The sequence below is a fragment of the Dyella mobilis genome, from assembly GCF_016904945.1.
Classification (GTDB): Bacteria; Pseudomonadota; Gammaproteobacteria; order Xanthomonadales; family Rhodanobacteraceae; genus Dyella_B; species Dyella_B mobilis.
Window position 1 is genome coordinate 23,273 of record NZ_JADIKF010000029.1, and the last position, 25,636, is coordinate 48,908.

The window sequence follows — 25,636 nt, forward strand, 5'->3', positions numbered from 1 at the left end:
GTGAACACACTGCCCGATGTCATCGATACGCTGTTCCAGCGCCTGGTTTGGACCACGATCCAGGCCACGATTCTGATCGGCGCCTTGTGGCTGCTCGAACGTCACCTGCGCCGGATGCCGCCCGCTGTTCGCTGCATGCTGTGGTGGCTCGTCGCCGCGCAGTTGCTGCTGGGCATGACCGTCAGCACGCCGGTGCAATTGCGCTGGCTGCCGGCACCCACGCCGGCACCGACCGCCATGGTGCACGTGGATGTCGCCGATTCCACCATGGGCACCGTCTCCACACATCCAACGCGGACCGCCGTTTCGCAAGAGGCATCATCGCTGGCGCTGCCTACGCACGCCCCCTGGTCATGGCCTCGGGTGGTTGTCTCGCTATGGCTGTTGGGCGTGCTCTTGCAGTCGCTGTTTGCCGTGCGGCAATGGCGCGAGAGCCGCTTGCTGATCCGCGATTCGCAACCGCTACGCGATACGTCGCTGCAAGGCCTGTGTGCCGAGCAGGCCGATCACCTGGGCTTGCGCCACATCCCGCACTTGCGCACCTGCGAGAGCATTGCCTCTCCGCAGGTGACCGGATTGTGGCGTCCGCTGGTGCTGCTACCCAGCGGGCACAAACTGTCCACCGAAGAATTGTCGATGGCACTGGCCCACGAACTGGCCCATTTGCGTCGCGGCGACCTGTGGCTGGGCTGGATACCGGCGATCGCGGAGCGCCTGTTCTTCTTCCATCCGCTGGTGCGTTGGGCAATGCGCGAATACGCCGTGTACCGCGAAGCCGCCTGCGATGCGAAAGTGCTGGAGCAGGAACGTACCGCGCCGCAAAGCTACGGCCATCTGCTGCTGCGCCTGGGCGTGGCCCACCCGGTGCATACGGGATTGGCCGGTGCATCATCTACCTTCGAGAGTCTGAAACGGCGCCTGTTGTTGCTGCAGCTGAGCGCAGGCGACGCCTCGCCGCGCGCGGCAGGCTGGGTGCTGGTCGCGGTTATCGCGCTGATCGGCGTTCTTCCCTATCGCGTGACGGCGGCCAATGCGGCGCCGACGTCATCCCAGGACAGCCTGGCCGTACCACCTGCGCCTCCCGCCGCACCCGCCGCACCGGTCGCCGAACTCTCCGTGCCGCCCGCACCGGCAACACCACCCGCGCCACCCGCACCGCCGGTGGCACCCGCCAAACCCTTGCTGAGCTTTGTGAGCAACATCGATATCGACACGCAACCTCGTGCCAACCGCGGCTTTGCGCTGATCGACGGCAACACCATCATCGTTCGCGGCAGCAATGAAGACGAAAGCGATGCCGAGCGCCTCCGCAAGAACGGCGCGCCGGTGATGTGGTTCCGTCGCGATGGCAAGGCCTATGTCGTACGCGATGCCGGCTTGATCGAACAGGCGCGGCAAGCCTATGCCCCCGTCAGCCAGATGGCGCAGGAGCAGGGCAAATTTGCCGGCAAGCAGGGCGCACTGGCCGGACAACAAAGCGGACTGGCAGCCCGGCAGAGTGCATTGGCCGGACGCGAAGCCGAACTGGCGAGCCGGCGTGCCGCGATCGAATCGCAGCAAGCGAGTTTGCGCGCGGACTCGGGCTCGGCATCCGATGCGGCGCAAGCGGCACTGATGAAAGGTCAACTCGCGGGCATGGACAAGGAAGCGGCGGAGATGAGCCGCGAAAACGAAACGCTCAACCGTTCCATGGCGGACCTGGACAAGCGTGCCGCTGAGCTGTCTCAACGGGGCTCCGAGATGTCCCGGCAACAGCAAGCCGCCACGCGACGCGCCGAGCAGCAACTGGACCAGGTCTTGAACGAAGCCTTGGCCAAAGGCCTGGCCATTCCCGTCAATCGTTGATCGTGCAGATCGGAGCGCCGGCAACGCTCCGATCCGCAACCTGATTCACCCCGTCCTCCTCGCAAACGCCTGCTCCGGCAGGCGGCGGGAGCTCTTGCATCCATTTTCCGCCTACAGGGAGTCGCGCACGTGCCTGGCTACTACTTCTTGCTCGCGATCCTCAGCCTCAAGCGCAACAAGGTCATTACGGCGTTGATGATCGTGGCGATCGGCCTGGGCATCGGCGCCAGCATGACCATGATGACCGTGCTTCACGTCATGTCGGACGATCCGTTGCCCGGCCGCAGTGCGCAATTATTCGTGCCGGTGATCGACCCCAAGCCGGTGCACGAAGACAAACCCGCCCGCGCCGCGGCAGACGACGACCTGACCTGGCCGGATGCCGCTTATCTGCTGCATGCTGCGCGCGCCGACAAGCAAGCCGCGATGGCGGCGGGCATCCTGCCGATCCAGCCGCAACAAGCCACGGCGCACCCGTTCTTCGAAAGCGGCCGCTATGTCACTGCGGATTTCTTTTCGATGTTCGGCACGCCATTTGCTGCCGGCCGCGGATGGACGCAACAGGAAGACCAGGATCATGCGCGCGTCGTCGTGCTCAATGCCGCGCTCAACCGGAAGCTGTTCGGCGCCGCATCCGGCGTCGGCCAGGTGATCCGGTTGAAAAACACCGACTTCCGCGTGGTTGGCGTATTGGATAACTGGCAGCCCCAGCCTGTCTTCTACGCGCAGATCGACGAACACGCCTTCGGTGAGGACGACCAGTTCTTTCTGCCGCTGCAAACGGCGCTGGAGCTGAAGCTGGAGTTCGCCGGTCGCATGATGTGCTGGGGCAGCGGCGGCGATTCGCGCAGCAGCGACCATTGCAGCTGGCTGCAATTCTGGGTGCAGCTGAGCACGCCGGCAAAAGCGAGCGCGTATCGCGACTTTCTGTCCGGCTACGTGCAAGATCAGCGCGCTCGCGGCCGCTTTCCGCGACACGTCGAGCCGCACCTGTACAACCTGATGGATTGGCTGGCATTCCAGCACCTGATTCCCGACGACCTCCAGGTGCAGTTGTGGCTTGCTTTCGGCTTCCTCGGCGTGTGCATGCTCAACATCGTCGGCTTGCTGCTGGCGAAATTCCTGCGGCGCAGCGGCGAACTCGGCGTACGCCGGGCGCTTGGCGCGAGGCGGCGCGATCTGTTCCTGCAATTGGGCATCGAATCGTCGGTGATCGGCGTCGCCGGGGGCCTGCTGGGATTGGCGCTGGCCGAACTGGGCCTGTGGAGCGTGCGCCAGCAACCGGACGGCTATGCGCATCTCGCGCGCATGGATCTGGCCATGCTGGCCGGAACTTTTGTACTGGCCATCGCGGCCAGCGTGATCGCGGGACTGCTGCCGGCATGGCGCGCGTGCAACGTCGCCCCTGCCCTTCAACTGAAAACTCAGTGAGGCCACCATGTTTCGCTCACCCATCATTGCCAGCCTCACCCGCCACAAACTCACCACCTTGCTGCTGGTGCTGCAGGTCAGTCTTACCTGCGCCATCGTCTGCAACGTCGCCTTCATGATTGCCCATCGCGCCGCGCAGTTGCACACCGCCAGCGGCGTGGCCGAAGACGAACTGGTGATGATCGACAGCACCGACCTGGACCAGGATGCGCAACCGCTGGCCAGGCACGATGCGGACCTGGCGGCTTTACGCACGATTCCAGGCGTGCGTTCGGCGGCCGCGGTGGATGCGCTGCCCTACAATCACAACGATTGGGGCAACGGCATCGGCATTGCCAAGGATGCTCCCGCACGCGCCGTCGCCACCGCGTTCAACGGCACGCCGGGCGAACTTGCCACGCTCGGCCTGCACCTGGTCGCCGGCCGCGATTTCCATGCCGACGAATACGTTCCGATGGACAGCGCACACGATTGGTCCGGCATCGACCACGTGCCGGCCGCAATCGTCACCCGCTCCTTGGCCGACCTGCTTTTTCCCGGCCAGGATCCGCTCGGCAAATCGATCTATCCCGGCGACAATGCTGCACGCATCGTCGGCGTGGTCGATCATCTTGCCAGGCCGTACCTGCACGAAGATGCCAGCAACGAGTACGCCACCTTGCTGCCGATGTTGCCCGACAGCAATACCGTCACCTATGTCATGCGCACCGCAGCTTCCGACCGCAGCGACGTGCTCAAGCGCGCTGCCGATGTACTGAACCGGTTGCACGGCAACCGCATCCTGCGACACGCGCGCACGTTCGCCGAACTGCGGTCCAGCTATTTCGAGCACAGCCGCACCATGATCGGCCTCTTGCTGGCCGCTGCACTCGGACTGCTCGCCGTGACCGCCATCGGCATCGCCGGACTCGTCAACTTCTGGGTGCAACAGCGCCGGCGCTCGATCGGCATCCGCCGCGCAGTGGGCGCTACCCGCGGCGACATCCTGCGTTATTTTCTCGGCGAAAACCTGTTGATTGTCGGCTGCGGCGTCGCCGTGGGTTCGTTGCTGACCTATGCACTCAATGCCTTGTTGATGGTGCACGACGAGCAGGCGCGGCTTCCGCCGATCTACCTGATGATCGGCGCCGCCGCGTTGTGCATGCTCGGCCAACTGGCCGTACTCGGCCCGGCGGTGCGTGCGGCAGCCGTGCCGCCGGTGACGGCGACGCGCTCCGGCTGACGCCTCAGCGACCCTGGCCGAGTTCGCGCAGCGCCGACATCACCTGGGCATCTGCTTGCGCGGGTGTCCAGGCGGCAATCTGGGCCAGAGAGTAAGTGCGGCGCAAGTGACGGATCACCTGCAGGCCCAGCCAGTAGCCGCTGCGATTGGGCAAGTCTTGCTGATAAGGGACCGCGGCTGCGTTGAACCACTTGCTGAAAGCGTCGGGATGCTTGGTATCGATGGCCTTGAACCGTGCATCGGCAAGAAACCGCTGCGCAATCTCTCCCAGCCGGCTGGCCGGAATGTCGCCCAGATCGGCTTGCAGCAGCAGTTCGCCATCCCCATGCGCAGGCGACAACTCGCCGCTCACGTACGTTGCCAGCCCCTCTTCGAACAACGGCACCGTCAGTGCAACGCCGGGCATCACGCCGTCGTTGCGAAAGCCGGCGTGTTGCGCGTGATAAAGATGAAAAAGCTCGTGCGGAACCACGATGTCCAGATCGGCCTTTTCCAGCAGCAGCGAATCCACCGCAAAAACCAGTACCGGCCTGCCATCGGCAAGCACGCCGCTTTTGGCATCGAAGTTCGGCGCCAGCAGCTCGTACACCGGCGGGTGCGTACCGGCATCAGGAAACAGACGGCAAAAACGCGGAACCTGTCGGGCGAGCGTGTCGCGCAATGCCGCATCTTCGCTGCGAATGGACGGCGCCAGCGCCGGATAGTCGGCAAAGCGCGCACGCAGGTAACGCTGCTTGCGCGCCTCCCAGTCGGGATGCCGCCGCGTTTCCCACGCGACGGAGGCATACAGGTCGCGACGCGGGGCTTCCACGTAGCGATCCCAGGCATCGAGTTGCTGCGCAAAGGATTGCCCCTGCGCAGCAGACCAGAACAGCGTAAACGAATCGGCGATCGTGGGCGCCTTATCGGCGGCACCCGCAGGCACCGCCATGGCGAGCAGCAGGCCCGTCAACGCTGCTCGCCATCGGCGCACGTTTAGCGCCAGGGCCAGGGCTTGAGTGCGTAATCCTTCGGCGGCGTATCGCCGGCAAGGTTGCGCACGAAGTAATCCCAGCGGCGGCGCGTCACGTACGGCGAGTCGTCGGCATAGCCGTGATGCTCGTTGGGCAGCAACAGCATGTCGAAGTCCTTGTTCGCCTTGATCAGGGCATCGACCACCAGCAGCGTGCTATAGGGCGGTACGTTGTCGTCGATCGAACCGTGCACCAGCATCAGCTTGCCCTTGAGATTCTTGGCAATGAGCTGGTTCGCCTGGTTGTCGTAATTGTTGCCGACCAGCAGGCCCTGGTATTTCTCGCCCCAGTCGTCCTCGTATTCGCGGTTGTCGTGATTGCCGCTTTCGGCCCAGCCGACCTTGAAGAAGTCCGGATAGCGGAACATGGCATCGGCCGTGGTGTTGCCGCCGCCCGAATGCCCCCAGACGCCGACGCGATCCAGGTCGATCCACGGATAGCGCTGGCCGAGTTGCTTGATGGCCGTCACCTGGTCCGGCAGCGTGTTGTCGCCCATGTTGCCGTACCACGTATCGTGGAACGCCTTGGAGCGCCACGGCGTGCCCATGCCGTTGAGCGCCACCACCACGAAACCGAGTTCGGCCAGGGACTGGTTGTCGTAGTGCGAAGGCCGGAAGGCGAAGCTGTCGACCGAACCGGTTTGCGGACCCGGATACACGTAGTCGACGATCGGATATTTCTTCTGCGGATCGAAATGTGTCGGCTTGAACATCAGGCCGTACAGATCGGTCTTGCCGTCGCGTGCCTTCACCGTGAACTGTTCCGGCGGCTGCCAGCCCGTCGCCAGCAGGCGCGTGATGTCGGCCTTGGCCACAGTGCTGACGACACGGCCGTCATTCGCATCGCGTAACACGGCAACCGGCGGCGTGCTGGTGGTCGAGTAGCTGTCGACGAAGTATTTGCCGTCGTCGGACATGCTGATCAGGTGGTCGGCCGGTTCCGGCGTCAGCAGCACTGGCTGCCCGCCATCCAGGCTCACCTTCCAGAATTGCTGGTAGTACGGATTGACGCCGGACGCGCGTCCCACGGCGCGGAACCACACGGTGCGCGTGGCGGGGTCGATCTTCACGATCTCGGTGACATTGCCGTCGCCGGTGGTGATGGCGTGCTTGAGCTGTCCGTTGTCGAGGTCGTAGAGATACAGATTGCCCCAGTTGCTGCGCTCGCTGTACCAGACCGCTTCCTTGCTGCCCGGCAGGTAACGCCAGTTGACCGAGCCATTACCGCTCTCGAAATAAGTGGGCGCATCTTCGTGGAAGACGGTGCGCACCGCGCCGGTATTCGCGTCGGCGATGCGGAAGGTTTCGTGCTTGTGATCGCGCGAGGTGGACACGAAGGCGAGCGTCTTGCTGTCCGGCGCCCACTTCACGTCATCCCAGCCGCCGTTGTCGCCGCAGCTGACGTCGTCGCACAAGGTGGAGCGATGCTGATCGGGCGGGGTTTTCAGGCGCACTATCCTGCGGGTCGGCACGTCGATCACCACGCGTTCGATCATGGTGACGTGCTGGTCGCCCGGCAGCGGATATTTCCACGCCTGCAATTCGGGGTGGCCCACCTTGGTGGTGACCAGGTACATGTCGCCGTCCTGGCGCTGGTCCTGCTGGAAGGTGGCGATGCGCTTGGAATCGGGCGACCATTCCAGGATGGCGTTGTCGGTGTGCTTCCAGCCGGCGTTGTCGGTGGCGTAACCGAAATTCTCCACGCCGTCGGTGGTGAGCTGGGTTTCCTTGCCGGTGGCCACGTCGCGCACCCACAGGTTCCAGTGACGGATGAAGGCTTCCTGCTTGCGGTCGGGCGACAGCACGCCCGGCTCTTTGCCGCTCTTCACCGCCGCGCATTCGCCGGCCGTCTTCAGATCGCACAAATACGATTTTTGTCCCACTTCGATCTGATCGCGTCCATCGGACATTACGCGGTAATCGGTGACGCGCAATTTGTTCGCATCGATCGACTTTGCACCGGCCTTGGTCAACGCCGCGGCGAGCTTGGCCTGGTCGAACAACGGCGTGGTGCCGCCCTTGGCGGCGTCCCCCTGCAGATAGTGGTCGCCGCTGGCGTCGTGATCGACGTACCAGAAATGCGTGCCGTCCAGCCAATGCACCGTAGACACCGCGTGGTCCACCAGCGGCATGGTGTTGTACGCCATGTAGCGCTCAGCCTGCGCGTAATCCTGCGCGGTCAGGGCACGGCCATCGGCCATCGCGCTGCCAGGGCTGGCGGCCATCGCCAGCAGTCCACCTACCACCGCGCCATAAAGGCGCGACATGCCGATTGTCGAACGCATGCTTGCTCCCGAATCTGTACTTGCCGATAAAACCGGATCGCTATTGTCGCGACCGTCCCCCAACCTTTGATCGTAACCCCGGCGGAGACCGGCCACCCCTGCCAAAGGTACTCAAGAATGCGCCCGTACGCATGCGGTCCGTGGCGCTAAATTCGTTGCCGTCTTATTGTTGTGCACCCTCCCCGCCCCACCCGGATCACCATGAGTACCGCATTGCCCGAAGCCCGCCTGCTGGAAATGGTCTTCCCCGACCACACCAACCACCTGGGCACCCTGTTCGGCGGACAGGCGCTGGCCTGGATGGACAAAGCCGCCTTCATCGTCGCTTCGCGCCACGCACGCCGCACGGTGGTCACCGCCCGCTCGGAGGAAGTGAACTTCCGCGTCCCCGTGGGCAAAGGGCAACTGGTGGAACTGGTGGCGCGCATCGTCGGCACCGGCCACAGCTCGATGAAGGTGGAAGTGGAGATGACCGCGGAAGACCCGCTCACCGGTGACCGCCGCGTCTGCACCACCGGCCGCTTCGTGATGATCGCGCTGGATTCGAACGGTTCTCCCACCCCGGTTGCCGCGCTGCCAGCGGCTTGAGGTCGATCATGTCCCGTCCCGTCACCATCATCGGCAGTTATATCTCGCCTTACGTTCGCAAAGTCCTGGTGTGCCTGGAGCTGAAACGACTGGACTACGTGATCGATCCCATTCCGCCGTTCGTCGGCAATGACCAATTCAGCCGCCTGAGCCCCTTGCGCCGCGTTCCGGTGCTGATCGACGGCGACCTGGTGCTCAACGATTCTTCGGTGATCTGCCAGTACCTGGAAGACAAGTACCCGACGCCTTCCCTGTACCCCGCCGACATCGTCTGCCGCGCCAAGGCGCGCTGGCTGGAGGAATACGCCGATACCCGACTGGCCGACGTGCTGGTGTGGCGGCTTTTCTATCAGCTGGCGATACGCCGCTACCTGTTCGGCGAAGCCACCGACGAAGGCATCGTGCAACGGGCACGCGAAGTGGAGATACCGTCGGCACTGGATTATCTGGAAACGCAGTTGCCTTCCGACGGATTCATCTTCGGCGAACTGTCGATCGCCGACATCAGCATCGCCTGCTATTTCCGCACGGCGGCGTTCGTGCGCTACACCGTGGACGCACAGAAGTGGCCGCGCGTTGCAGCCTTTGTGGAACGCCTGCAAGGCTTGCCGGCATTTCAGAAACTGGCACGGTTCGAAGATTGCCTGCTGCGCATTCCGCATACGCAGCAGCGTGACGTATTGGCTGCCGCCGGCGCACCGCTGACGCGCGAGACGATGGGGACGGAACTGGCGAGGCACGGGGTTGCGCGAGGTTGATGCTCATCGCCACCGCTGACCCGGCCTGAGACCCTGTGCCGCGTTGTCAGAGCTGCTTGCTTATCAGCGCCACCATCCAATCCACGAACACTCTCAGCCGCGCCGGCATCTGCCGGTGCGACGGATACAGCACCGTCACCGGCAGCGACGGCGGCGGTGTCGCCGGCAAAATCTCCCTCAGCGTTCCATTGGCCATGGCATCGGCCACGCGATAGACCGGAAACTGCGCCAATCCCAGCCCCGCTTCGCACGAGGCCAGATAAGCCTCCACACCACTCACCGTGACGTGTCCCGGCATGGCGATCTCGCGCCGCTTGCGCCCCACCATGAATTCCAGCGGTTCGCTGCGATGGGTAGTGGGCGAAGCCCAGTTCACCGCGTAGTGGCCGTTCTGCAGTTCCGCCAAGGTTTGCGGCATGCCTTGCTTGCGCACGTAGCCCGCACTGGCCACGGTCATTTGCTGCAGCGTGCCGACTCTTCTGCCCACCAGGTTCGAGTCGGGCAATTTGCCCACGCGCAATACGCAATCCACGCCCTCACGCAGCAGATCGACGAAACGGTCGCCGGTGCCGATATCCAGTTCCAGCGCGGGGTAGCGTGCAAAGAATGCCGGCAATGCGGGAATCAGCCACTGCCGCGCCACGTGCGCCGGCACGTCGATGCGCAGCCGCCCGCGCGGCTGCACGGCGGCTTCGCGAAAATCCGCTTCGACCGCGTCCATTTCCGCCAGCAGGCGCACGCAATGGCTGTAGTACGCCTCGCCATCGCGGGTGGTGCGCACGCGGCGGGTGGTTCGCTGCAGCAGTTGCGCACCGAGCCGCGATTCCAACCGCTTGATGGTGTGGGTGACGGTGGCGCGCGGCAGGTTCAGATCGTCGGCCGCGGCCGTGAAGCTGCCCAGTTCGGCGATCCGGGTGAACAGGCGCATGGCATCGAGGCGGTCCATGGATTGTTTATCCAAATGGAATAGTGATACCAATTATTGAGTATTTATCTAAGTCGCGCAGCAGCCGAAGATGCGCCATCCTCCACCCCGGCAAGAGATCTCCTCATGCAGACACGCACACTCGGCAAGAATGGTCCCGTCGTTTCCGCCCTCGGCCTCGGCTGCATGGGCATGAGCGAGTTCTACGGCTCGCGCGACGATGCCGAATCCATCGCCACCATCCATCACGCGCTCGACCGTGGCCTCAACCTGCTCGATACCGCCGACGTCTACGGCCCCTTCATCAACGAGGAGCTGGTAGGCAAGGCGCTCAAGGGGCGCCGCGACCAGGTTTTCCTGTCCACCAAGTTCGGCATCGTGCGCGACCCCAGCGACCCGGCCAGCCGCGGCATCAGCGGCCGTCCGGAATACGTGCGCGCCAGCTGCGACGGCAGCCTGAAGCGGCTGGGCGTGGATCACATCGACCTTTATTACCAGCATCGGGTGGACCCGAATGTGCCGATCGAGGAAACGGTGGGCGCGATGGCCGAGCTGGTTGCTGCCGGCAAGGTGCGTTACCTGGGCCTTTCCGAAGCTTCCGCACCGAGCATCGAGCGCGCCAGCAAGGTGCATCGGATCACCGCCCTGCAGAGCGAGCTGTCGCTGTGGACACGCGATCCGCAAGAGAACGGCACGCTCGCCCTGTGCCGCCAGCTCGGCATCGCACTGGTGGCTTATTCGCCGCTGGGCCGCGGCTTCCTCACCGGCGCCATCACCCGTCCGGAAGACTTTGACCAGGACGACTACCGCCGCACCAGCCCGCGTTTCGTCGGCGAGAACTTCGCCCGCAATCTGCAATTGGTGAAGCAGGTGGAGACGATGGCCCAGGAGAAGGGCTGCACGCCGGCGCAACTGGCCCTGGCCTGGGTGCTGGCGCAGGGCACGGATATCGTGCCGATCCCCGGCACCAAGCGCCGTTCGCGCCTGGACGAAAACCTCGGTGCGCTGGACGTCGAGCTGAGCCAGGACGACCTGGCTGCGATCGAACGCATCTTTCCGCTGGAAGCGGTGGCCGGAGAGCGCTATACCGCGATGGGCATGTCGCACGTCAACAAGTAATCGGGGCTGCGCCGGATCAAACGGGGTTCATCGGATCGAAAGCGCCAAGGAAGGCGCTTCCCCATTAAAATAGACCGATGACTTCCCCCGAACACTCCCCGCTCGGCAAGCACACCGTCTACGCCGATCGCTACGATCCGACCCTGCTGTTCCCGATTCCGCGCCAGGGCAAGCGCGACGAGATCGGCGTGCAGGAACCGCTGCCTTTTCGCGGCGTGGACATCTGGAACGCCTACGAGCTGTCCTGGCTGGACATGCGCGGCAAGCCGGTGGCTGCCGTGGCGGAATTCCACGTACCGGCCCACTCGCCGAACATCATCGAGTCGAAGTCGTTCAAGCTTTATCTCAACGGCTTCGCGCAGGAACCCTTGGCCAGTGCCGCGGCATTGAGTGCATTGCTGCAACAGGATCTGTCCCGCGCCGCCGGCGCGCCGGTGCTGGTGCACATCCGCGAACCGCGGGCAGCCATGCATGCCTTCGCCGACCTGGAAGGCGAGCTGATCGATGCCCTGCCGATTGCCATCGACGACTACGGCCCGCCCAAGGCCGATTACCTGCGCGCCGACACGGCCGGCAACGTAGTGGAGGAAACCCTGGTTTCCGACCTGTTGCGCTCCAACTGCCCGGTCACCGGGCAGCCGGACTGGGGCAGCGTGCAGATCCGTTACCGTGGCGCACCCATCGATCGCGAGGGATTGCTGCGCTATCTGGTCTCGTTCCGCACGCACAACGAATTCCACGAGCAATGCGTCGAGCGCATCTTCGTGGACGTGATGAAACACTGTGCGCCGGAACGGCTGAGCGTCTACGCACGCTACACGCGCCGCGGCGGGCTGGACATCAATCCCTTCCGCAGCACCGATGCACAGTCGCCGGACAATATCCGCGGCGCGCGGCAGTGAAGCGGCGCATCGCCTAAAAACCTGCACCACGTCACATCTCTTCGCTTTCCGCACCGGCCGGCCGACGCCTCGCCTTTGCCGGGCGGTCGGTTACACTCTGCCGCCCTGGTCATCGGCACTTCAGATCGGTGGCGCTAGCCTTGCCCACTGGTCCGAATCCGTCGGCCTCCGGTTCTCCTGCTCCCTATTTTTCGGAATTCCGCACATGAAACTCTCCGCACGTTCCGCCGCCCTGTACAGCGTCACGTTTGCCGGCCTGCTGGCGCTCAGCGCCTGCGGCAAGAACGAGCAACAGGCTGCGAACCAGCCCGCTTCGCCGAGCACGGCAGCCGCTCCGACCGCCGCCAGCACCGCAGCCAAGCCGGCCCCGGCCAGCACCGCAGCGCCGGCACCCGCGCCGACGAGCACCGCCGCGGCTCCGGCACATGCAAGCACCACGGCCGCCGCGCCTGCCGCTGCCGCACCGGCTGCCGACAATGGCTTCCAGGTCAGCGGCATCACGCTGGGCGACGCGGTCAATCCCGACCACAAGGTGCGCAAGGAAATCACCAGCTTCTCGCCCAGCCAGAAGACCATCTACGTGAGCGTGGACACCACTGGCACGACCGCCGGCGCCACCCTCAGCGCCAAGTGGAGCTACCTCGAAGGCAACGGCCAGTTGGTCACCAGCACCAGCCAGTCGATCACCGCCGACGGCCCGGCCACCACCACCTTCCGCGTGCAGAACCCGAACCTGTGGCCGGAAGGCAAGTACAAGGTGGACATCTCGCTCGACGGCAAGGAAGTGCAGAGCAAGTCCTTCGAGGTCAAGAAGGGCTGAGCCTCGCCAACCTGATGTATTGCGGGGCGCCCCGTGGGGCGCCCCTTTTGCTGTGTAGAAAGTCTGCCGATGCACGTCGCGTACAGGGCATCTGCGCCGGAGCAATCCGGCGCAAGTTATTGCCTGACATGCTTGATGTGGCAACATCTTAAGGCGACGCTTATCACGTATCACCGTCGTCATGATGTCTGGAAGGCCCACAGGGTGTGTCGCGCGGCGCAGGGAAGGCCGTCGCCTTTTCAAGCCGCGCGGCACACCCTGTGGGCCTTCCAGACATCACCCCATCACCTAAAATCAGCAGTTGGGCCAGTCCTGTCTGTCCGCAGGCCGCAGGGCCGTCGTCTCGACAGACAGCCAGTCTGCCTTCGCCGACGGCCCTGCGGCCTGCGAACAGACAGGACTGGTGACGACGGCGATACGTGATAAGTGTCGCCTTAATGCTGGGGAATCGAGAGAGTCGTAGCGTGGAGCAACAAGGCGGGGCCGAAGTCCTTAGCCAGGAAGATGCCCTGAACCGGCAGGGCCCGGTGTGGCTGCGCCGATTCGGCGGACCGACCCTGTCGGTGCTGATGCTGTGCCTGGCCCTGTGGGCGCTGTACCGGTTGGCCGGCGAGGTGAGCTATCACCAGGTCGGCGAATACATGCATCGCCTGCGTCGTGGCCGTATCGGGCAGGCCATCGTGTTGACCGCGCTCGGCTATGCGGTGATGCCGCTCTACGATCTGTTCGCACTCGACTCGATCGGCCGCAAGCTGCCGCGGCCGCGCGTGGCGCTGATTTCCTTCATCAGCTACGCCTTCAGCAATACGTTGGGCATGGCCATGCTGGTGTCCGGCTCGATCCGCTACCGCTTCTATATCCAGGCCGGCCTGTCGACGATGGAAGTAGCCAAGGTCGTGCTGTTCTGCACGATCAGTTTCTGGCTCGGCCTGCTTGCCATCACCGGCACGACCCTGCTGCTGGTGCCGCTGCCGCATACCTTGCCGCTGGCTTCGGCGCGCGTGCTGCTGGGCGCGTTGCTGTGCGCTATCCCTGCGCTGTGGCTGCTCGGCGGCGCTTTGTGGAGGCGGCCGATCCGCGTGTGGCGCTGGGCGCTGCGCTTGCCGCCGATTGAAGTGGGGCTGCGCCAAATCTTCGTCGGCGCGCTGGATTGGGGCCTGGCCGCCGCCGTGCTTTACGCACTGATGCCCGATGCGATGGTGCTGCATTTCGGCTCGTTCCTGGCGATCTTCGCGCTGGCGCAAATCGCCGGTCTGATCAGCCACGTGCCGGGCGGATTGGGCGTGTTCGAAGCGGTGATGCTGGCGGGCTTCGGCGCCACCGGCAATCACACGCTGTCGGCACCGATCCTCGGCGCGCTGGCCGCGTATCGCGGCGTGTATTACCTGTTGCCTTTGTGCGCGGCGACCGTGGCGGTGGTGATTCGCGAAGCGCGCGGATTGCGCCGGGCGGCGCTGCTCTCGCCGTGGTTCAACGGCATCCTGCCACCGTTCTTCGCCGGACTCACCCTGGTATCGGGCGCGGTGCTGCTGTTCTCCGGCGCCACGGCGGTGTTGCCCGGACGCCTGGAACTGCTCAGCGACCTGTTGCCGCTGCCGGTGCTGGAGGTGTCGCATTTCCTCAGCAGCGTGATCGGCATGTCGCTGCTGATTCTCGCCCGCGGCCTGCAGCGCAGGCTCGATGCCGCGTACTGGCTCACCTTGGTGTTGCTGGTTGCCGGCGCCGTGGCACAGTTGCTCAAGGGCATCGACTATGAAGAAGCCCTGTTGCTGATCTTGCTGGCCGTCGCACTGGCGCCGGCGCATCGGCTGTTCTATCGGCGTGCCTCGCTGTTCGAAGTCACGTTCTCGTTCGGCTGGCTGCTGGCTTGCGCCACGGTGCTGGGCTGCACGGTGTGGCTGGTGTTTTTCAGCTACCAGCACGTGGAGTACAGCAGCGACCTGTGGTGGCAGTTCAGTTTCTATCGCGGTAACGCGCCGCGCGCGCTGCGTGCACTGGTCGGCGCCACCGGCGTGGCGCTGCTGTTTGCGCTCATCACGCTGATCCGCTCGGCGCGCTCGCGCCCCACCTTGCCGGACGAAGCCGAGCTGACGCGCGCGTTGCCGTTGATCAAGCATTACCACTCCGCCCAGGCCCATCTGGCTCTGATGGGCGACAAAAGCCTGCTGTTCGACCAGGAAGGCAAAGCCTTCATCATGTACGGCATCGAGGGCCGCAGCTGGGTGGCGATGGGCGATCCGGTGGGTCACGACGATCGCGCACGGCAGGAACTGGTGTGGACCTTTCGCGAACGCTGCGAACGCGGCGGCGGCTGGCCAGTGTTCTATCAGGTGGCTCCGGCCGACCTGGATCTCTATCTGGAAGTGGGCATGAGCCTGCTGAAGATCGGCGAGGAAGCGCGCGTAAAACTGGACCAGTTCAATCTGGACGGCAAATCGAAGAAGACCTTGCGCGGCACCGTCAACAAGCTGAGCCGCGAAGGCCTGCGCCTGGAAATCGTGCCGACTGCCGATGTCCCCGCGCTGCTGCCGCAGCTCAAGACGGTCTCCGACGCGTGGCTGCGCGACAAGCGCGTGCGCGAAAAGGGCTTTTCGCTGGGTGCCTTCGACGAGCGCTACCTGTCGCGCACGCCGATGGCGGTGGTGTGGCAAAACGACAAGCCGATCGCCTTCGCCAACATGTTCCTGTGCGAAAGCATGGAAGAAGCCTCGGTGGACCTGATGCGGCAATTGCCGGACGGTCCTGCCGGACTGATGGATTACCTGTTCGTGGAACTGATGGTGTGGGCCAAGGCCCAAGGCTATCGCTGGTTCAATCTCGGCATGGCGCCGCTGTCGGGGCTGCAGAGCCGGCGCCAGGCGCCGCTGTGGAATCGTTTCGGCGCGCTGGTCTTCGGCCGCGGCGAACGCTTCTATAATTTCCAGGGCCTGCACCGCTATAAAGACAAGTTCGATCCCGAGTGGGAGCCGCGTTACGTGGCGGTACCCGGCGGCATCGCCCTGCCCATGGTGCTCACCAATGTCGCCAGCCTGATTTCGGGCGGCCTTACCGGAGTTGTGCGCCGATGAAATTTCGCGTCACCGCGATCGTGATCGTCCTGGCGATCATTGCCGCCCTCGTCATCTGGAAGCCCTTTCCCCACCCCAGCCTCGATCAGGCCACGGTCAAGCTGATGCCCGAGGTGGCGGCGCCCGCCGGTCACGACGACGTTCTTGCCGTGTTCTATTCGGGCGACGGCGGCTGGCGCGACCTCGACAAGGAAATGGGCAAGCGGCTGGTCGCGCGCGGCGTGCCGGTGCTCGGGGTGAGCTGCCTGGATTACTACTGGCGCAACCGCTCGCCGGAGCAGTCCGCGCAAGAACTCGACGCCCTGATCACCCAATACACCACGCAATGGCACAAGCAGAAAGTGTGGCTGATCGGCTTTTCGTTCGGTGCCGACGTGCTGCCCACCATCGTCGACAAGCTGAGCCCTGCCAATCGCGCACGCATCGTGCAGATGGTGCTGCTCTCGCCCAGCCAGGACGTGAATTTCGAGGTCGAGCTGGAAGGCTACATCACGGCGCGCGAGAACTGGCTCAAGACGCACATCAAGCAAGTCATGCAGTGGATCAATCCGGTGCCGCACTACCCTGCGCTGCCGCCGATCGTCGCGCTCGACAATAAGCCGCCGCTGATCTGCTACTACGGCAAGGAAGACGGCGACGACACCGTTTGCGACGATCCCAAGCTGCCGAAGTGGGTAAAGGTCTACGAAATGCCGGGCGACCATCACTTCAATTACGACTACGACGGCCTCGCCACGCGCATGATCGGCGACCTTCCCTCCGAAGGCGCGCCGAGCGCGGCACAAAATCCCGCGACGACGCATTAATCGTGCCCTGCACGCATCCATAATAAAAATCACGTGCTGAAATCGTCGCGAGCCGCCGAAACGCGGCTCGCGACGCATGCGCGCGATTCAGCGAGATCAACGCACGCGACCTCTCTACACGTCGCAGGCACGCAGGATTTACGCTTCAAGTGATGGAATTGGAAATTGCGCTACACGCATTTCGTGCAAGCGCATTCCTTCAAGCTGAAGAGGTGACGTCATGAATCAAGACACGATCAGGAGCCAGTGGAAAGAGCTCGCCCCGAACATCAAGCAGCACTGGGGAAAACTCACCGAAGCCGACCTGCAGGCCAAAGAGGGCAGCATGGAATACCTCACCAACAGGGTCGAGAAGGTTTATGGCATCAGCCACTCCGAAGCTGAAAAACAGGTTCGCGAGTTCGAGAACAAATTGAGCAAGGGTACCCAGCATTGATGATTTGAAAGCGACCCCGTGCCGGCCATCGTCGCCGAGCAGCCACGTATCGCGGCTGGCGCGGGGTTTCGCGCTCATTGCAGGGGATCTCGCAATATCAATGTGTAGACGCCGACTTTCCCCTGTCGCACGACGCTGATCGGCAGATGCGTGCCGTCCGGCTGCTGCATGACGCGTTGAATGTCGTCCAGCCCCATCTGCGCAACGGGCACGCCGTCGAGGGCAACTACGCGGTCGCCGACGCGCAATCCGACCTGATGGCCGGGCGATCCAGGTGCGATCGTCGCCACCGCCAAGGCATCGTGCTCCGTGCGATCCAAGCCGACACCTGTACGGCTGTGCGGCGACTCTTGCGCAAAATGCTGCCCTTGCTGCAAATAAAGCTGGCGATGCTCGTAGTCGAGCGTCACGATGAAGCGCGACAGGATGCCGTGGCCGATATTGCCGGCCAGCAACGTAGAAGCGAAGCCGCCCTTGGCCGGAGCGGTGAACGCGGTGAGCGGACGAACGACGGTGAAGGGACCGATCGACAGGCTATCGACGTGAGCTGCGGTCAGGCTGATCTTGCCGCCCGCACCACGGGCCTGGCTGGCCATGGTGTTGCCGCTCGGCTTGATGCCGTGTGCTTTGGCGAAGGGCTCGAACACGGTGAGTTCGCTGGCGTCGCCGGTATCCAGGTTGAAGGTGCCGGGCGCTCCGTTCACGCGAGCAACCAGCTGCGGGGTTCTGTCGTCGAACACGATCGGCACTGCGCTTGCACTAGTCACGCCACGGAATGCAGACACCGGCGTTAGCGTCAGCAGGTTGCGGTCGTAATCGATGCGCGTGGCGAATCGGCGCAGCAACTCATACCCGATGATGCCTGCGATGGGCTCGCGCGCACCGCGATCGGTGAGCAGGCGAGGCAGGTCGACGATCAGAAATTGCTGGTCTTGCATGACCACGTCCCCAACGCGGTAGCTTTTCACCCGCGCCGTTTGCATTGACTGCGTATCCGCACCCACGCCCCCGATGGCCTGATGGCCGGCACCCGCCAGACCCAACCGGTGTGCTGCTTCCGGGGTTAGCAGATTCAGGCCGCCGGTATCCAGGATGAAGGGCAGCGGTTTCCCGCCGTTGATGGATATCTGCACCAGGATCAGCCCGGCATAAGAGGTAAACGGTACGGTGGCGGAAGATGCGCCGCCTTCGATGTGTGCATCGTGCACGTGCGACGACGGTATCGCGAAGTGCGCATCGTCCGCCGTCGCGTGCAGGGAGACGTGTTGCAGGCGCATGCTCGTGTCGTACTGCGCATCGCCATTGCCTTGACGCTGGGTGTAGGCGATGAGCACACCATCGACGGGCTGATAGTCGGAATACCAGGTGATCTGCTTGCCGCCATCGTCGGTATCTTCGACGACTCGTTCAAGCAAGTGGCTGCGCGCATCGATCCAGGCGTCGAACGCCATGCCGCCCTTGGGAATGACCTGCACGACATCGTAGATGCCACCCGCTTCCTTTTGTTGGCCGACGTAACGCATCTGCGCCGGATCGGTCGACGCAGGCTGGAACCAGCCGTTGCGTGCGAGGTATGCATCGGTGGCCGACTCGTGATTCGCCTGGACGGACTGGCGCAGCGATACCATGGATTTTTCGTCCATGAACCAGGCGTTGGCGCCGTCATATCCCTGTGCATTCGGCACCTCGCCCAACGAGCAATACGAAGCGTTCCGTCCGCTGTGCAGATCCTGGTACTGCGTGCAGGTTCCGGTTTGCCCGCCCTGCTCAATGGCGAAGCGCTGCTCCAGTTCGCCGGCACCGTCCCAGCGAACGCCGCCCGAAGCGGCCTTCATCGCCGCAAAAAGCGACTGCGGCGTCGGTGCCGCGGTTTCGGCATGAGCACGCATCGGTACAACGCCGACCAGCGCCAGGGCCAGACCCAGGCAGGAAACCTTGCAAATCATGAGCACCTCGGACATCGTGGCGAGCATCCCACTTTAGGAGAAAAGTTTATTGTTTAACAATAAACTTTGTCTACTTTACGATGAATAATGTCTGTGCTAGGGTGAGCCGCAAAGCGCGCTGGCTGCGCTACGCGGTGCTTGCCACCATGTCGTTTGTCGTGCTCGCCAACGCCTTGCTGGCCTGGCGCGGCTTGACCCACCATCCCGATACCTTGAGCGCCGTGCAGTTGGACGCCACCGCCCAGTTGGGCAGCCATCCGCGGCTGGCGCTGATCGATACCGCGCTGCTTTCGCTGATCTATCTGTACGGACTGTATCGATTGGTGCGGCTGATGCACCTGTTCGAACGCGGCGAGTTTTTCAGCGCGACGGCCACCGGCCATTTGCGCGCGTTCGCGTTTACGCTGCTGCTTGGCACCGTCGCCGGCTGTTTGCTGCCACCCATCGAACTGGCCGTTTCACGCTGGATGGGTCTGAATCATCTCGCCTCGGTGTCGATCAGCATGGACGGATCGGATATCTGGATGATCCTGATCAGCACCTTGTTCTTCGTGATCGCCTGGATCATGGCCGAAGCCAGGCAACTGGCCGAAGACAATCAGCTCATCGTCTGACCGCCATGCCGATCATCGTGAACCTGGACATCATGCTCGCGCGCCGCAAAGTCAAATCGCGCGAACTCGCCGCCCACGTCGGCATCACCGAACAGAACTTGTCCCTGCTGAAATCCGGCAAGGTGCGCGGCATCCGCTTCGGCACGCTGGAGCGCATCTGCGCTTATCTCGAATGCCAGCCCGGCGATTTGTTGGAATTCCAGCCCGGCCCATCCAGCGACGAAGACGATGCGGACATCTGATTTGCACGCCGGCGCAACGCTCGGTGCGCCTGCCGTTCACGTGGCTTAACCGCTCGGTGTCGCTGGAACACATTGTTTACACCTCGCCTGTTCGAATCGATGGCGCCAGATGCTCGACATCCGGCATCTTCATCGAATCACTGAGGTGAACGTCATGAATCACGACACGATCAGCGGTCAATGGAAGCAACTCAGCGGTCAGATCAAGAAGCAATGGGGAAAATTGACCGATGACGACCTGAAGGTCGTCCAAGGCAATGCGCTAATGCTGGCCGGCCGATTGCAGGAACGCTACGGCCTGGCGCGCGACGAGGCAGAGCGGCAAGTGAGCGATTTCCAGCGGGAAATGAGCATGAGCCGGCACAAAGGCAAACCGCTCAAGCATTGACGAACCGTTACGCGCGTCTCCACTGCACAGGAAATCATCATGCTTTATTGGGCTGCCGTATTCTTTGTCATCGCCATCATCGCCGCCATCCTCGGCTTCGGCGGCATCGCCGCCAGCGCGGCGGGCATCGCCAAGATCCTGTTCATCGTCTTTATCGTGCTGTTCGTTCTTTCGCTGATTTTCGGCGGCATTCGACGCGGACCGCGTCCCTGATCGAACCGCGCACGGGAGAGCCGCAGCGATCGCCTGCGGCTCATTTGCTCCGAACACTCGCAAACACCGCCACCCGGTCGGTACGTAGATCGTCCGCCGATATCAACCATGGCTCGCGCGCGATCACCGACGTAACCGGGCCCAGCGTGCACAGGCGAATGGATCGCTTCGCCGCCTCCTGCGCCAAGCGGTCCAATGCCTCGCGCAGGGTATCTCCGGTGAACGGCGTATAGAGATAGAACACCGTGCCTTCGGAAAAGTCGCCGGCGCACACGTTCTGCTGGAGGAAGCTCGCGTTGGAAAGTTGCAGTGCCTGCGCGCATCGTTGCGCGCAGGCGACGTACACCGGCTCCACCTCGATGCCCACGCAACGCGCCCGGCTGCAAATGGCGGCAAGCAAGGGAACGTGGCCGAGTCCCGAGCCGAGATCCACCAGCACGTCGTTCTCATTCAGCGACAGGCGCTCGATCGCATCGACGATGTGGCGCGCCGGTGTCGGCTGGTAAAACACCATGTCCGGCGCCAACGCGGCGATGCTGCCGGTAGGTGCTTCGAATGGCAAGACGCCGCTCAGCAAGACATCCAGCGCGTCGTAACCTTCGCCACGCGGCAGCCCGTCCGCGGCGCAGGCGCGCATCCATTTCAATAGGCTCGCGTTTTCCCCTCGCCGGATCTCGCTTTGGATGTCCCGATAAATCGCCTGGTTGATCGCTTCCAGCTCATCGATAACGGCCGTGGCGCGCCGCCGGAGATCCTCGCCGACATTGGTGGCGTCGAACAGCTCGTCTTCCAGGCTATCGAGCATCTCGACGCGCTGGCGCAATTGGTCCGGCTCGCGCAGGGAGCGCTGGTCTTCGCAAGTAGCGAGCAGATTTTGCAGGGCGTGCGTCATCGATTTGAGCTTTCTTCATCGGCCCCACAAAGTACACTCGCACGGACTCGCGATACACCGTCTTTCGAGGAGACCCATGAACCATCCAGTCACGATCAGGGAAATTGCCGGCGAGGATTTCGCCGCGTGGAAGCCGCTGTGGGACGGTTATAACGCGTTCTACGGAAGAAAGGACCGGACAGCGCTGCCGGACGCCATCACCAAGATGACCTGGTCGCGATTCTTCGATGCCTATGAGCCGGTACGTGCGCTGGTCGCCGAGAGCGACGGCAAGTTGCTGGGGCTTGCGCACTATCTCCTTCACCGCAGCACGATCCAGATCGAGCCGGTCTGCTACCTGCAAGACTTGTTCACCACCGAAGCCGCCCGCGGCAAAGGCGTGGGGCGCGCCCTGATCGAAGCGGTGTACCGGCGCGCCACGGAATCCGGTTGCCCTCGCGTTTACTGGCACACCCACGAAACCAATGCGACGGCCATGGCGCTCTACGACAAACTCGCGGACAAATCGGGGTTCGTGGTGTATCGCAAAGCGTTGTAGCGCAGTACTCGGTCAGCCCGCAGCGCCACGCCGCAACCATTCGCCCAGCTGCGCCAGCACCTGGTGGCGGCCGGTCTCCGCCTCGTTGAACAGCTCGTGGAACAGCGTATCGAAGAAGCGGCTGGTCAATTGCTTCGTGGCCCATGCGCCGTCGGCGAAGGCGCGGCTGCCGGAAGGGTCGACCAGCCGGTCGCTGCCTGCCACCAGCAACAGCGTCGGTACCGTCAGCCGCCAGGCGTCGGCAATGCTCGATGCGCCCCCGCGAAACAGAAAGTCCGCCATGCGCGGGGTGATCGCACCGCTGCAAAGCGGATCATTGCGATAGTCCTCCACGACCTTGGCGTCGTGCGAAAGTCCATCCGGCGACAAACCGGTGCGCAAGGGCAGGTTCGGCAATACGCGCGCCAGCACTGCCGCCAGGCGCTGCAGCCACGGCGCTTCGAAGGTGCGCAGCGCGGGCGACGAAAGAATCAGCGCGGGTGGAAGAATGCGGCCGTCCAGAACGGTCCGCAGCGCCACCAACCCACCCATGCTGTGCCCCAGAAGCAGAGGCAGCTTGCCAAAGCTCGAAGCGTAATCCTGGTAGACAAAGGCCAGGTCCCGCAGCAGGTCGTCCCCGTGCCGCAGCGCCGCACGCTGGCCGGGCGAGTGCCCGTGGCCGCGCTGGTCATAGCTGCGCACCGCGTAGCCTCGCGCCAGAAACCAGTGCGCAAGCTGCTCATAGCGCCCGCTGTGCTCGCCCAGTCCGTGCACGATCAGCACTGCGTCGTGCGCCGATGCGTTCGGCCAGCCGCGCAGATACAAAGACCGCCCGTCCGGCATGGTCAACCAAGCCGTCGTTGCCTGCCCGCCGGCATGCCCGCCGCCAGCCGTTGAGCGCGCTTGCTCCCGTCGTTCCATAAAGCACCCTGCCCCTGATCCGCCTACATTATCTTCGGGACGCGACCGCTTGGAAGCTGCCGGCGGTCATGCGCCGCCAATCGGCGACCTGCATCACGAAGCTGCGGCCGATACGGATCGGCTTTCGCCACGTTCGCTTTCTTGCAGATGCGGCACGCGTGCTGCGACCACATTCAACGCAACGATCCGGCACGCGCTTCATTAAATATTAATTTGCGCAGCCGGTTTTCAGCACTCGCCCGCGAAGCCGTGCAAGCCGTTGAATAACTTGACGGCATTGGACGTCGCAAACGCGAAGCAATAGTTGCCTAGACACGCAATGCTACGGTTGTGCAACAAACCGTGAAGGTCAATTTCACGCTTCAAAGACATGCCCCCGACGGAGGGCGTTCACAATAAACGCCGCGTTAAATCGCAACCCACAACTCACAAATTGGGGCGGGGAAACAAATACGGCGTTGCATTAATCACGTTCGAAAACTTCACCCACACGGGACGTGCGGAGGGATGTGCTGGACCTTGGCGGTTCTTGCCAAATTAGTGGTGTTTAAAAAAAGCCGCATCGGCTGCATGAAGCTTGCGGCGTTGATCTTTCCCCCGGATAGACGCCGATATCTCATAAAGAGGAGACACCTCATGAAACACAGGAGTTTGTACTTTCTAATTGCTCTTGCCTTGGGCGGCGCGGGTGTCGTGCATGCGCAAGACAATACGTCGGCACCCCCGGCTCCCCCGGCTCCCGCCGACAGCTCGAGCAGCGATATCACCAATACCTCCTTCGACGACCGGTGGTACATCGGCCCCACGGTGGGCTACTACCACAACGATTCCAAGCGGCTCACCAACAAGAACCAGATCTACTACGGCCTGGTATTCGGCAAGTTCATCTCGCCGAACGTGTCGATCGACATCTTCGCGGATCGCACGCGCCGCAGCTTCCGCGGCTATGTCGATCAGGGCGGCCGCTGGTCCAGCAACAACCTGGGCGTCGACGCGCGCTACTACTTCCTCGACTGGAACGACTGGCGCCCGTACCTGGTCGGCGGCATCATGGCCAGCCAGCACGTCAATTCGTTCAACCGCAAGATCGATCCGGCGGCCGAAGGCGGCGTCGGCATCGCCAAGACGATCACGCAGAACGTCGACCTGCGCGGCGAAGTGAAATACCGCTACGACTGGGACGACAAGACCTTCCCGCAACGCAACGGCTATGGCGATGCGATGGTCGACTTCATGGTGCTGTTCCGCCTGGGTCCGCCTCCGGCTCCGGCAGCTCCGCCGCCGCCACCACCGCCGCCGCAACCTGACTGCTCCAAGCAGTTCCGCAACGGCGTGAACCTGTGCGACAACAAGTGCCCGGATCTGCCGGAAGGCACGATCGTGGGTCCGGATGGCTGCCCGCAGAAGGTGGTGATCGACCTGAAGGGCGTGAACTTCAAGTTCGACCGCCCGAAGAAGGGCGAGCACAACATCGAACCGACCCTGGCCGTGCCGGCGTCCGATTCGATGGGCATCCTGGATCAGGCGGTGGATACGCTCAAGCGCTATCCGCAGGTGAAGGTCACGGTGGCCGGCTACACCGACAGCGTCGGTACGGCCAAATACAACCAGGGCCTGTCGGAGCGTCGTGCGCAGATCGTGTACGACTACCTGACTTCGCACGGCATCGACCCGAGCCGCTTGGAAGGTCCGATCGGTCACGGCGAAGACGACCCGATCGACACCAACAAGACCTCGGCCGGCCGCGCCCGCAACCGTCGCACCGAACTGCAAGTACAGCAGTAGCCGCACTGCGTGGCACAACGAAAAAGCCCGGCTTCGGCCGGGCTTTTTTTGCTTGCGCAGCTCAATTGCCGTGCCGTGTGCGCCGACCCAGCCTACGAATCTGCGGAATGGACGACACGTTGCAACTTCATTGCATTTCCTGCGAATCGCTTCCGTCGGACCATTTGCTCACGTGTATCATCAACACGTTCACCGGTTCGGGCTTGCCGTTGAACTGGGGATTCAACATCACCGGCGATCCCGATTGGTCAGCACCCCAATCGACATTGACGGCCGTATAGAACATCAGGTGCGACATCCAGTGGCCGGCCTGGTCATCGAGAAAGCCCTGCTTGGACATCATGTAAGACATCGCTCCCGGTTCCAGCGGCGGAAACTGCTTGCTGGCGATGGCCGCCTCGATGTCCTTTTTTATCTGCTCCCTGGTTTGCCCATGCAGCACCAGCTCCGTTCTCTTGTAGGTCATGGGCAGGATCGACTTGGCCGCCTGCGGATTGAAACAGATCGGCCCGCGCAGTTTCGGATCCCAGAACAGCGTTCCGTCGAAGGGCGACATCCACGACCGCTCCACCGCGCAGACAAATCCGTTCTGGCCTTTTACCGCCGTGACATAACCCGTGCGCTCGAGCACCAGCACGGTGGCGTGGTCGGAAATCGCGGCCGGCGCGGCGCTTTTCGCCAAGGCGATTTCGGCTGCGCGGTCCGTCATCAGGTATTGGGAAAGCGGTGCCATTTGCGGATAGCTGGGTGTCGCCGGCCGTGCCGGGGCGGCGGCACCAACCAGCAGCAAGGTGAATGCGCACGACGAGGCCGACCGGCTGAAACGACGAGATGGCTTCTTCATCACTTGGCTCCCTGGTCCCGTTTTTAGGTGAGTGCTGGTGCGCGCCTACCCCCTCGG

24 protein-coding genes are annotated in these 25,636 nt (G+C 63.4%); 17 read left to right on the forward strand and 7 right to left on the reverse strand.

The window, feature by feature from the left end; all coding sequences use genetic code 11:
• The 3 genes from ISS99_RS00735 (at position 1) to ISS99_RS00745 (ending at position 4,498) form a co-directional block, all read left to right on the forward strand.
• Positions 1–1,845, forward strand: coding sequence for a M56 family metallopeptidase (locus ISS99_RS00735; protein WP_204629651.1), 1,845 nt, complete (start codon positions 1–3; stop codon positions 1,843–1,845).
• 129 nt (positions 1,846–1,974) lie between these two features.
• The gene (locus ISS99_RS00740) at positions 1,975–3,276 is read left to right on the forward strand and encodes an ABC transporter permease (RefSeq protein WP_204629652.1); all 1,302 of its coding nucleotides are present in this window, start codon (positions 1,975–1,977) and stop codon (positions 3,274–3,276) included.
• Between the two features lie 7 nt (positions 3,277–3,283).
• Entirely contained in the window at positions 3,284–4,498 is a 1,215-nt protein-coding gene (locus ISS99_RS00745) for an FtsX-like permease family protein (protein WP_204629653.1), read from the forward strand.
• A 4-nt stretch (positions 4,499–4,502) separates the two neighbouring features.
• Here the strand turns inward: ISS99_RS00745 and ISS99_RS00750 are convergent, their stop codons facing one another.
• Entirely contained in the window at positions 4,503–5,471 is a 969-nt protein-coding gene (locus ISS99_RS00750) for a hypothetical protein (protein ID WP_204629654.1), read from the reverse strand.
• A 2-nt stretch (positions 5,472–5,473) separates the two neighbouring features.
• Positions 5,474–7,795 carry a S9 family peptidase gene (locus ISS99_RS00755; RefSeq protein ID WP_204629655.1) on the reverse strand — a complete coding sequence of 774 codons (2,322 nt, stop codon included), beginning with the start codon at positions 7,793–7,795 and terminating at the stop codon, positions 5,474–5,476.
• A 195-nt stretch (positions 7,796–7,990) separates the two neighbouring features.
• Here ISS99_RS00755 and ISS99_RS00760 point away from each other — a divergent pair, with 195 nt between their 5' ends.
• Both ISS99_RS00760 and ISS99_RS00765 read left to right on the forward strand, forming a co-directional pair.
• Positions 7,991–8,383 carry an acyl-CoA thioesterase gene (locus tag ISS99_RS00760; RefSeq protein WP_204629692.1) on the forward strand — a complete coding sequence of 131 codons (393 nt, stop codon included), beginning with the start codon at positions 7,991–7,993 and terminating at the stop codon, positions 8,381–8,383.
• Positions 8,384–8,391: 8 nt separating this feature from the next.
• On the forward strand, positions 8,392–9,141 hold the full coding sequence (locus ISS99_RS00765) for a glutathione S-transferase family protein (RefSeq protein WP_204629656.1): 750 nt from the start codon (positions 8,392–8,394) through the stop codon (positions 9,139–9,141).
• A gap of 46 nt (positions 9,142–9,187) precedes the next feature.
• Here ISS99_RS00765 and ISS99_RS00770 read toward each other — a convergent pair whose 3' ends face one another.
• Complete coding sequence (locus tag ISS99_RS00770) at positions 9,188–10,087, reverse strand: LysR family transcriptional regulator (RefSeq protein ID WP_204629657.1); 900 nt, start codon at positions 10,085–10,087, stop codon at positions 9,188–9,190.
• A gap of 105 nt (positions 10,088–10,192) precedes the next feature.
• Between ISS99_RS00770 and ISS99_RS00775 the strand changes: the two genes are divergently transcribed.
• The 6 genes from ISS99_RS00775 (at position 10,193) to ISS99_RS00800 (ending at position 17,217) form a co-directional block, all read left to right on the forward strand.
• Positions 10,193–11,185, forward strand: a complete 993-nt coding sequence (locus ISS99_RS00775; RefSeq protein ID WP_204629658.1) for an aldo/keto reductase — start codon at positions 10,193–10,195, stop codon at positions 11,183–11,185.
• Between the two features lie 77 nt (positions 11,186–11,262).
• The gene (queF, locus tag ISS99_RS00780) at positions 11,263–12,087 is read left to right on the forward strand and encodes an NADPH-dependent 7-cyano-7-deazaguanine reductase QueF (RefSeq protein ID WP_204629659.1); all 825 of its coding nucleotides are present in this window, start codon (positions 11,263–11,265) and stop codon (positions 12,085–12,087) included.
• 205 nt (positions 12,088–12,292) lie between these two features.
• Entirely contained in the window at positions 12,293–12,907 is a 615-nt protein-coding gene (locus ISS99_RS00785) for a hypothetical protein (protein ID WP_204629660.1), read from the forward strand.
• A gap of 464 nt (positions 12,908–13,371) precedes the next feature.
• A complete protein-coding gene (mprF, locus tag ISS99_RS00790) occupies positions 13,372–15,975 on the forward strand; it encodes a bifunctional lysylphosphatidylglycerol flippase/synthetase MprF (RefSeq protein WP_284343865.1) in 2,604 nt (867 codons plus the stop codon).
• Positions 15,972–16,781: an AcvB/VirJ family lysyl-phosphatidylglycerol hydrolase gene (locus ISS99_RS00795; protein WP_204629662.1), complete on the forward strand. Its 810-nt coding sequence runs from the start codon at positions 15,972–15,974 to the stop codon at positions 16,779–16,781. Before mprF ends, ISS99_RS00795 begins: the two co-directional genes overlap by 4 nt.
• A 220-nt stretch (positions 16,782–17,001) precedes the next feature.
• Complete coding sequence (locus ISS99_RS00800) at positions 17,002–17,217, forward strand: CsbD family protein (protein WP_204629663.1); 216 nt, start codon at positions 17,002–17,004, stop codon at positions 17,215–17,217.
• Positions 17,218–17,291: 74 nt separating this feature from the next.
• On the opposite strand, the gene ISS99_RS00805 is transcribed toward ISS99_RS00800, so the two are convergent.
• Positions 17,292–19,163: an aspartyl protease family protein gene (locus ISS99_RS00805; RefSeq protein ID WP_204629664.1), complete on the reverse strand. Its 1,872-nt coding sequence runs from the start codon at positions 19,161–19,163 to the stop codon at positions 17,292–17,294.
• Between the two features lie 101 nt (positions 19,164–19,264).
• Here ISS99_RS00805 and ISS99_RS00810 point away from each other — a divergent pair, with 101 nt between their 5' ends.
• From ISS99_RS00810 to ISS99_RS00825, 4 genes are all read left to right on the forward strand, one after another.
• Entirely contained in the window at positions 19,265–19,777 is a 513-nt protein-coding gene (locus ISS99_RS00810) for a DUF2975 domain-containing protein (RefSeq protein ID WP_204629665.1), read from the forward strand.
• 5 nt (positions 19,778–19,782) lie between these two features.
• The gene (locus tag ISS99_RS00815) at positions 19,783–20,019 is read left to right on the forward strand and encodes a helix-turn-helix domain-containing protein (RefSeq protein WP_204629666.1); all 237 of its coding nucleotides are present in this window, start codon (positions 19,783–19,785) and stop codon (positions 20,017–20,019) included.
• 154 nt (positions 20,020–20,173) lie between these two features.
• A complete protein-coding gene (locus tag ISS99_RS00820; protein ID WP_204629667.1) occupies positions 20,174–20,407 on the forward strand; it encodes a CsbD family protein in 234 nt (77 codons plus the stop codon).
• A gap of 39 nt (positions 20,408–20,446) precedes the next feature.
• Positions 20,447–20,620 (forward strand): DUF1328 domain-containing protein, encoded by a 174-nt coding sequence (locus tag ISS99_RS00825; RefSeq protein WP_204629668.1) that lies wholly within the window; start codon positions 20,447–20,449, stop codon positions 20,618–20,620.
• 40 nt (positions 20,621–20,660) lie between these two features.
• On the opposite strand, the gene ISS99_RS00830 is transcribed toward ISS99_RS00825, so the two are convergent.
• The gene (locus ISS99_RS00830) at positions 20,661–21,512 is read right to left on the reverse strand and encodes a class I SAM-dependent RNA methyltransferase (protein ID WP_204629669.1); all 852 of its coding nucleotides are present in this window, start codon (positions 21,510–21,512) and stop codon (positions 20,661–20,663) included.
• A 76-nt stretch (positions 21,513–21,588) separates the two neighbouring features.
• On the opposite strand from ISS99_RS00830, the gene ISS99_RS00835 reads away from it, so the two are divergent.
• Entirely contained in the window at positions 21,589–22,050 is a 462-nt protein-coding gene (locus ISS99_RS00835; protein ID WP_204629670.1) for a GNAT family N-acetyltransferase, read from the forward strand.
• A gap of 12 nt (positions 22,051–22,062) precedes the next feature.
• On the opposite strand, the gene ISS99_RS00840 is transcribed toward ISS99_RS00835, so the two are convergent.
• Complete coding sequence (locus ISS99_RS00840; protein WP_204629671.1) at positions 22,063–22,950, reverse strand: alpha/beta hydrolase; 888 nt, start codon at positions 22,948–22,950, stop codon at positions 22,063–22,065.
• A gap of 636 nt (positions 22,951–23,586) precedes the next feature.
• Between ISS99_RS00840 and ISS99_RS00845 the strand changes: the two genes are divergently transcribed.
• Positions 23,587–24,735 carry an OmpA family protein gene (locus ISS99_RS00845; RefSeq protein WP_204629672.1) on the forward strand — a complete coding sequence of 383 codons (1,149 nt, stop codon included), beginning with the start codon at positions 23,587–23,589 and terminating at the stop codon, positions 24,733–24,735.
• 127 nt (positions 24,736–24,862) lie between these two features.
• Here the strand turns inward: ISS99_RS00845 and ISS99_RS00850 are convergent, their stop codons facing one another.
• Entirely contained in the window at positions 24,863–25,579 is a 717-nt protein-coding gene (locus ISS99_RS00850) for a hypothetical protein (protein WP_204629673.1), read from the reverse strand.
• Between the last annotated feature and the right edge of the window lie 57 nt (positions 25,580–25,636).

Bases quoted from the DNA above. Each gene is read 5' to 3' on its own strand.
- ISS99_RS00745 (WP_204629653.1), top strand. From the start codon at position 3,284: ATGTTTCGCTCACCCATCATTGCCAGCCTCACCCGCCACAAACTCACC.
- ISS99_RS00755 (WP_204629655.1), bottom strand. From the start codon at position 7,795: ATGCGTTCGACAATCGGCATGTCGCGCCTTTATGGCGCGGTGGTAGGT.
- ISS99_RS00765 (WP_204629656.1), top strand. From the start codon at position 8,392: ATGTCCCGTCCCGTCACCATCATCGGCAGTTATATCTCGCCTTACGTT.
- ISS99_RS00770 (WP_204629657.1), bottom strand. From the start codon at position 10,087: ATGGACCGCCTCGATGCCATGCGCCTGTTCACCCGGATCGCCGAACTG.
- ISS99_RS00775 (WP_204629658.1), top strand. From the start codon at position 10,193: ATGCAGACACGCACACTCGGCAAGAATGGTCCCGTCGTTTCCGCCCTC.
- queF (WP_204629659.1), top strand. From the start codon at position 11,263: ATGACTTCCCCCGAACACTCCCCGCTCGGCAAGCACACCGTCTACGCC.
- ISS99_RS00785 (WP_204629660.1), top strand. From the start codon at position 12,293: ATGAAACTCTCCGCACGTTCCGCCGCCCTGTACAGCGTCACGTTTGCC.
- ISS99_RS00795 (WP_204629662.1), top strand. From the start codon at position 15,972: ATGAAATTTCGCGTCACCGCGATCGTGATCGTCCTGGCGATCATTGCC.
- ISS99_RS00800 (WP_204629663.1), top strand. From the start codon at position 17,002: ATGAATCAAGACACGATCAGGAGCCAGTGGAAAGAGCTCGCCCCGAAC.
- ISS99_RS00805 (WP_204629664.1), bottom strand. From the start codon at position 19,163: ATGATTTGCAAGGTTTCCTGCCTGGGTCTGGCCCTGGCGCTGGTCGGC.
- ISS99_RS00815 (WP_204629666.1), top strand. From the start codon at position 19,783: ATGCCGATCATCGTGAACCTGGACATCATGCTCGCGCGCCGCAAAGTC.
- ISS99_RS00820 (WP_204629667.1), top strand. From the start codon at position 20,174: ATGAATCACGACACGATCAGCGGTCAATGGAAGCAACTCAGCGGTCAG.
- ISS99_RS00825 (WP_204629668.1), top strand. From the start codon at position 20,447: ATGCTTTATTGGGCTGCCGTATTCTTTGTCATCGCCATCATCGCCGCC.
- ISS99_RS00830 (WP_204629669.1), bottom strand. From the start codon at position 21,512: ATGACGCACGCCCTGCAAAATCTGCTCGCTACTTGCGAAGACCAGCGC.
- ISS99_RS00835 (WP_204629670.1), top strand. From the start codon at position 21,589: ATGAACCATCCAGTCACGATCAGGGAAATTGCCGGCGAGGATTTCGCC.
- ISS99_RS00840 (WP_204629671.1), bottom strand. From the start codon at position 22,950: ATGGAACGACGGGAGCAAGCGCGCTCAACGGCTGGCGGCGGGCATGCC.
- ISS99_RS00845 (WP_204629672.1), top strand. From the start codon at position 23,587: ATGAAACACAGGAGTTTGTACTTTCTAATTGCTCTTGCCTTGGGCGGC.
- ISS99_RS00850 (WP_204629673.1), bottom strand. From the start codon at position 25,579: ATGAAGAAGCCATCTCGTCGTTTCAGCCGGTCGGCCTCGTCGTGCGCA.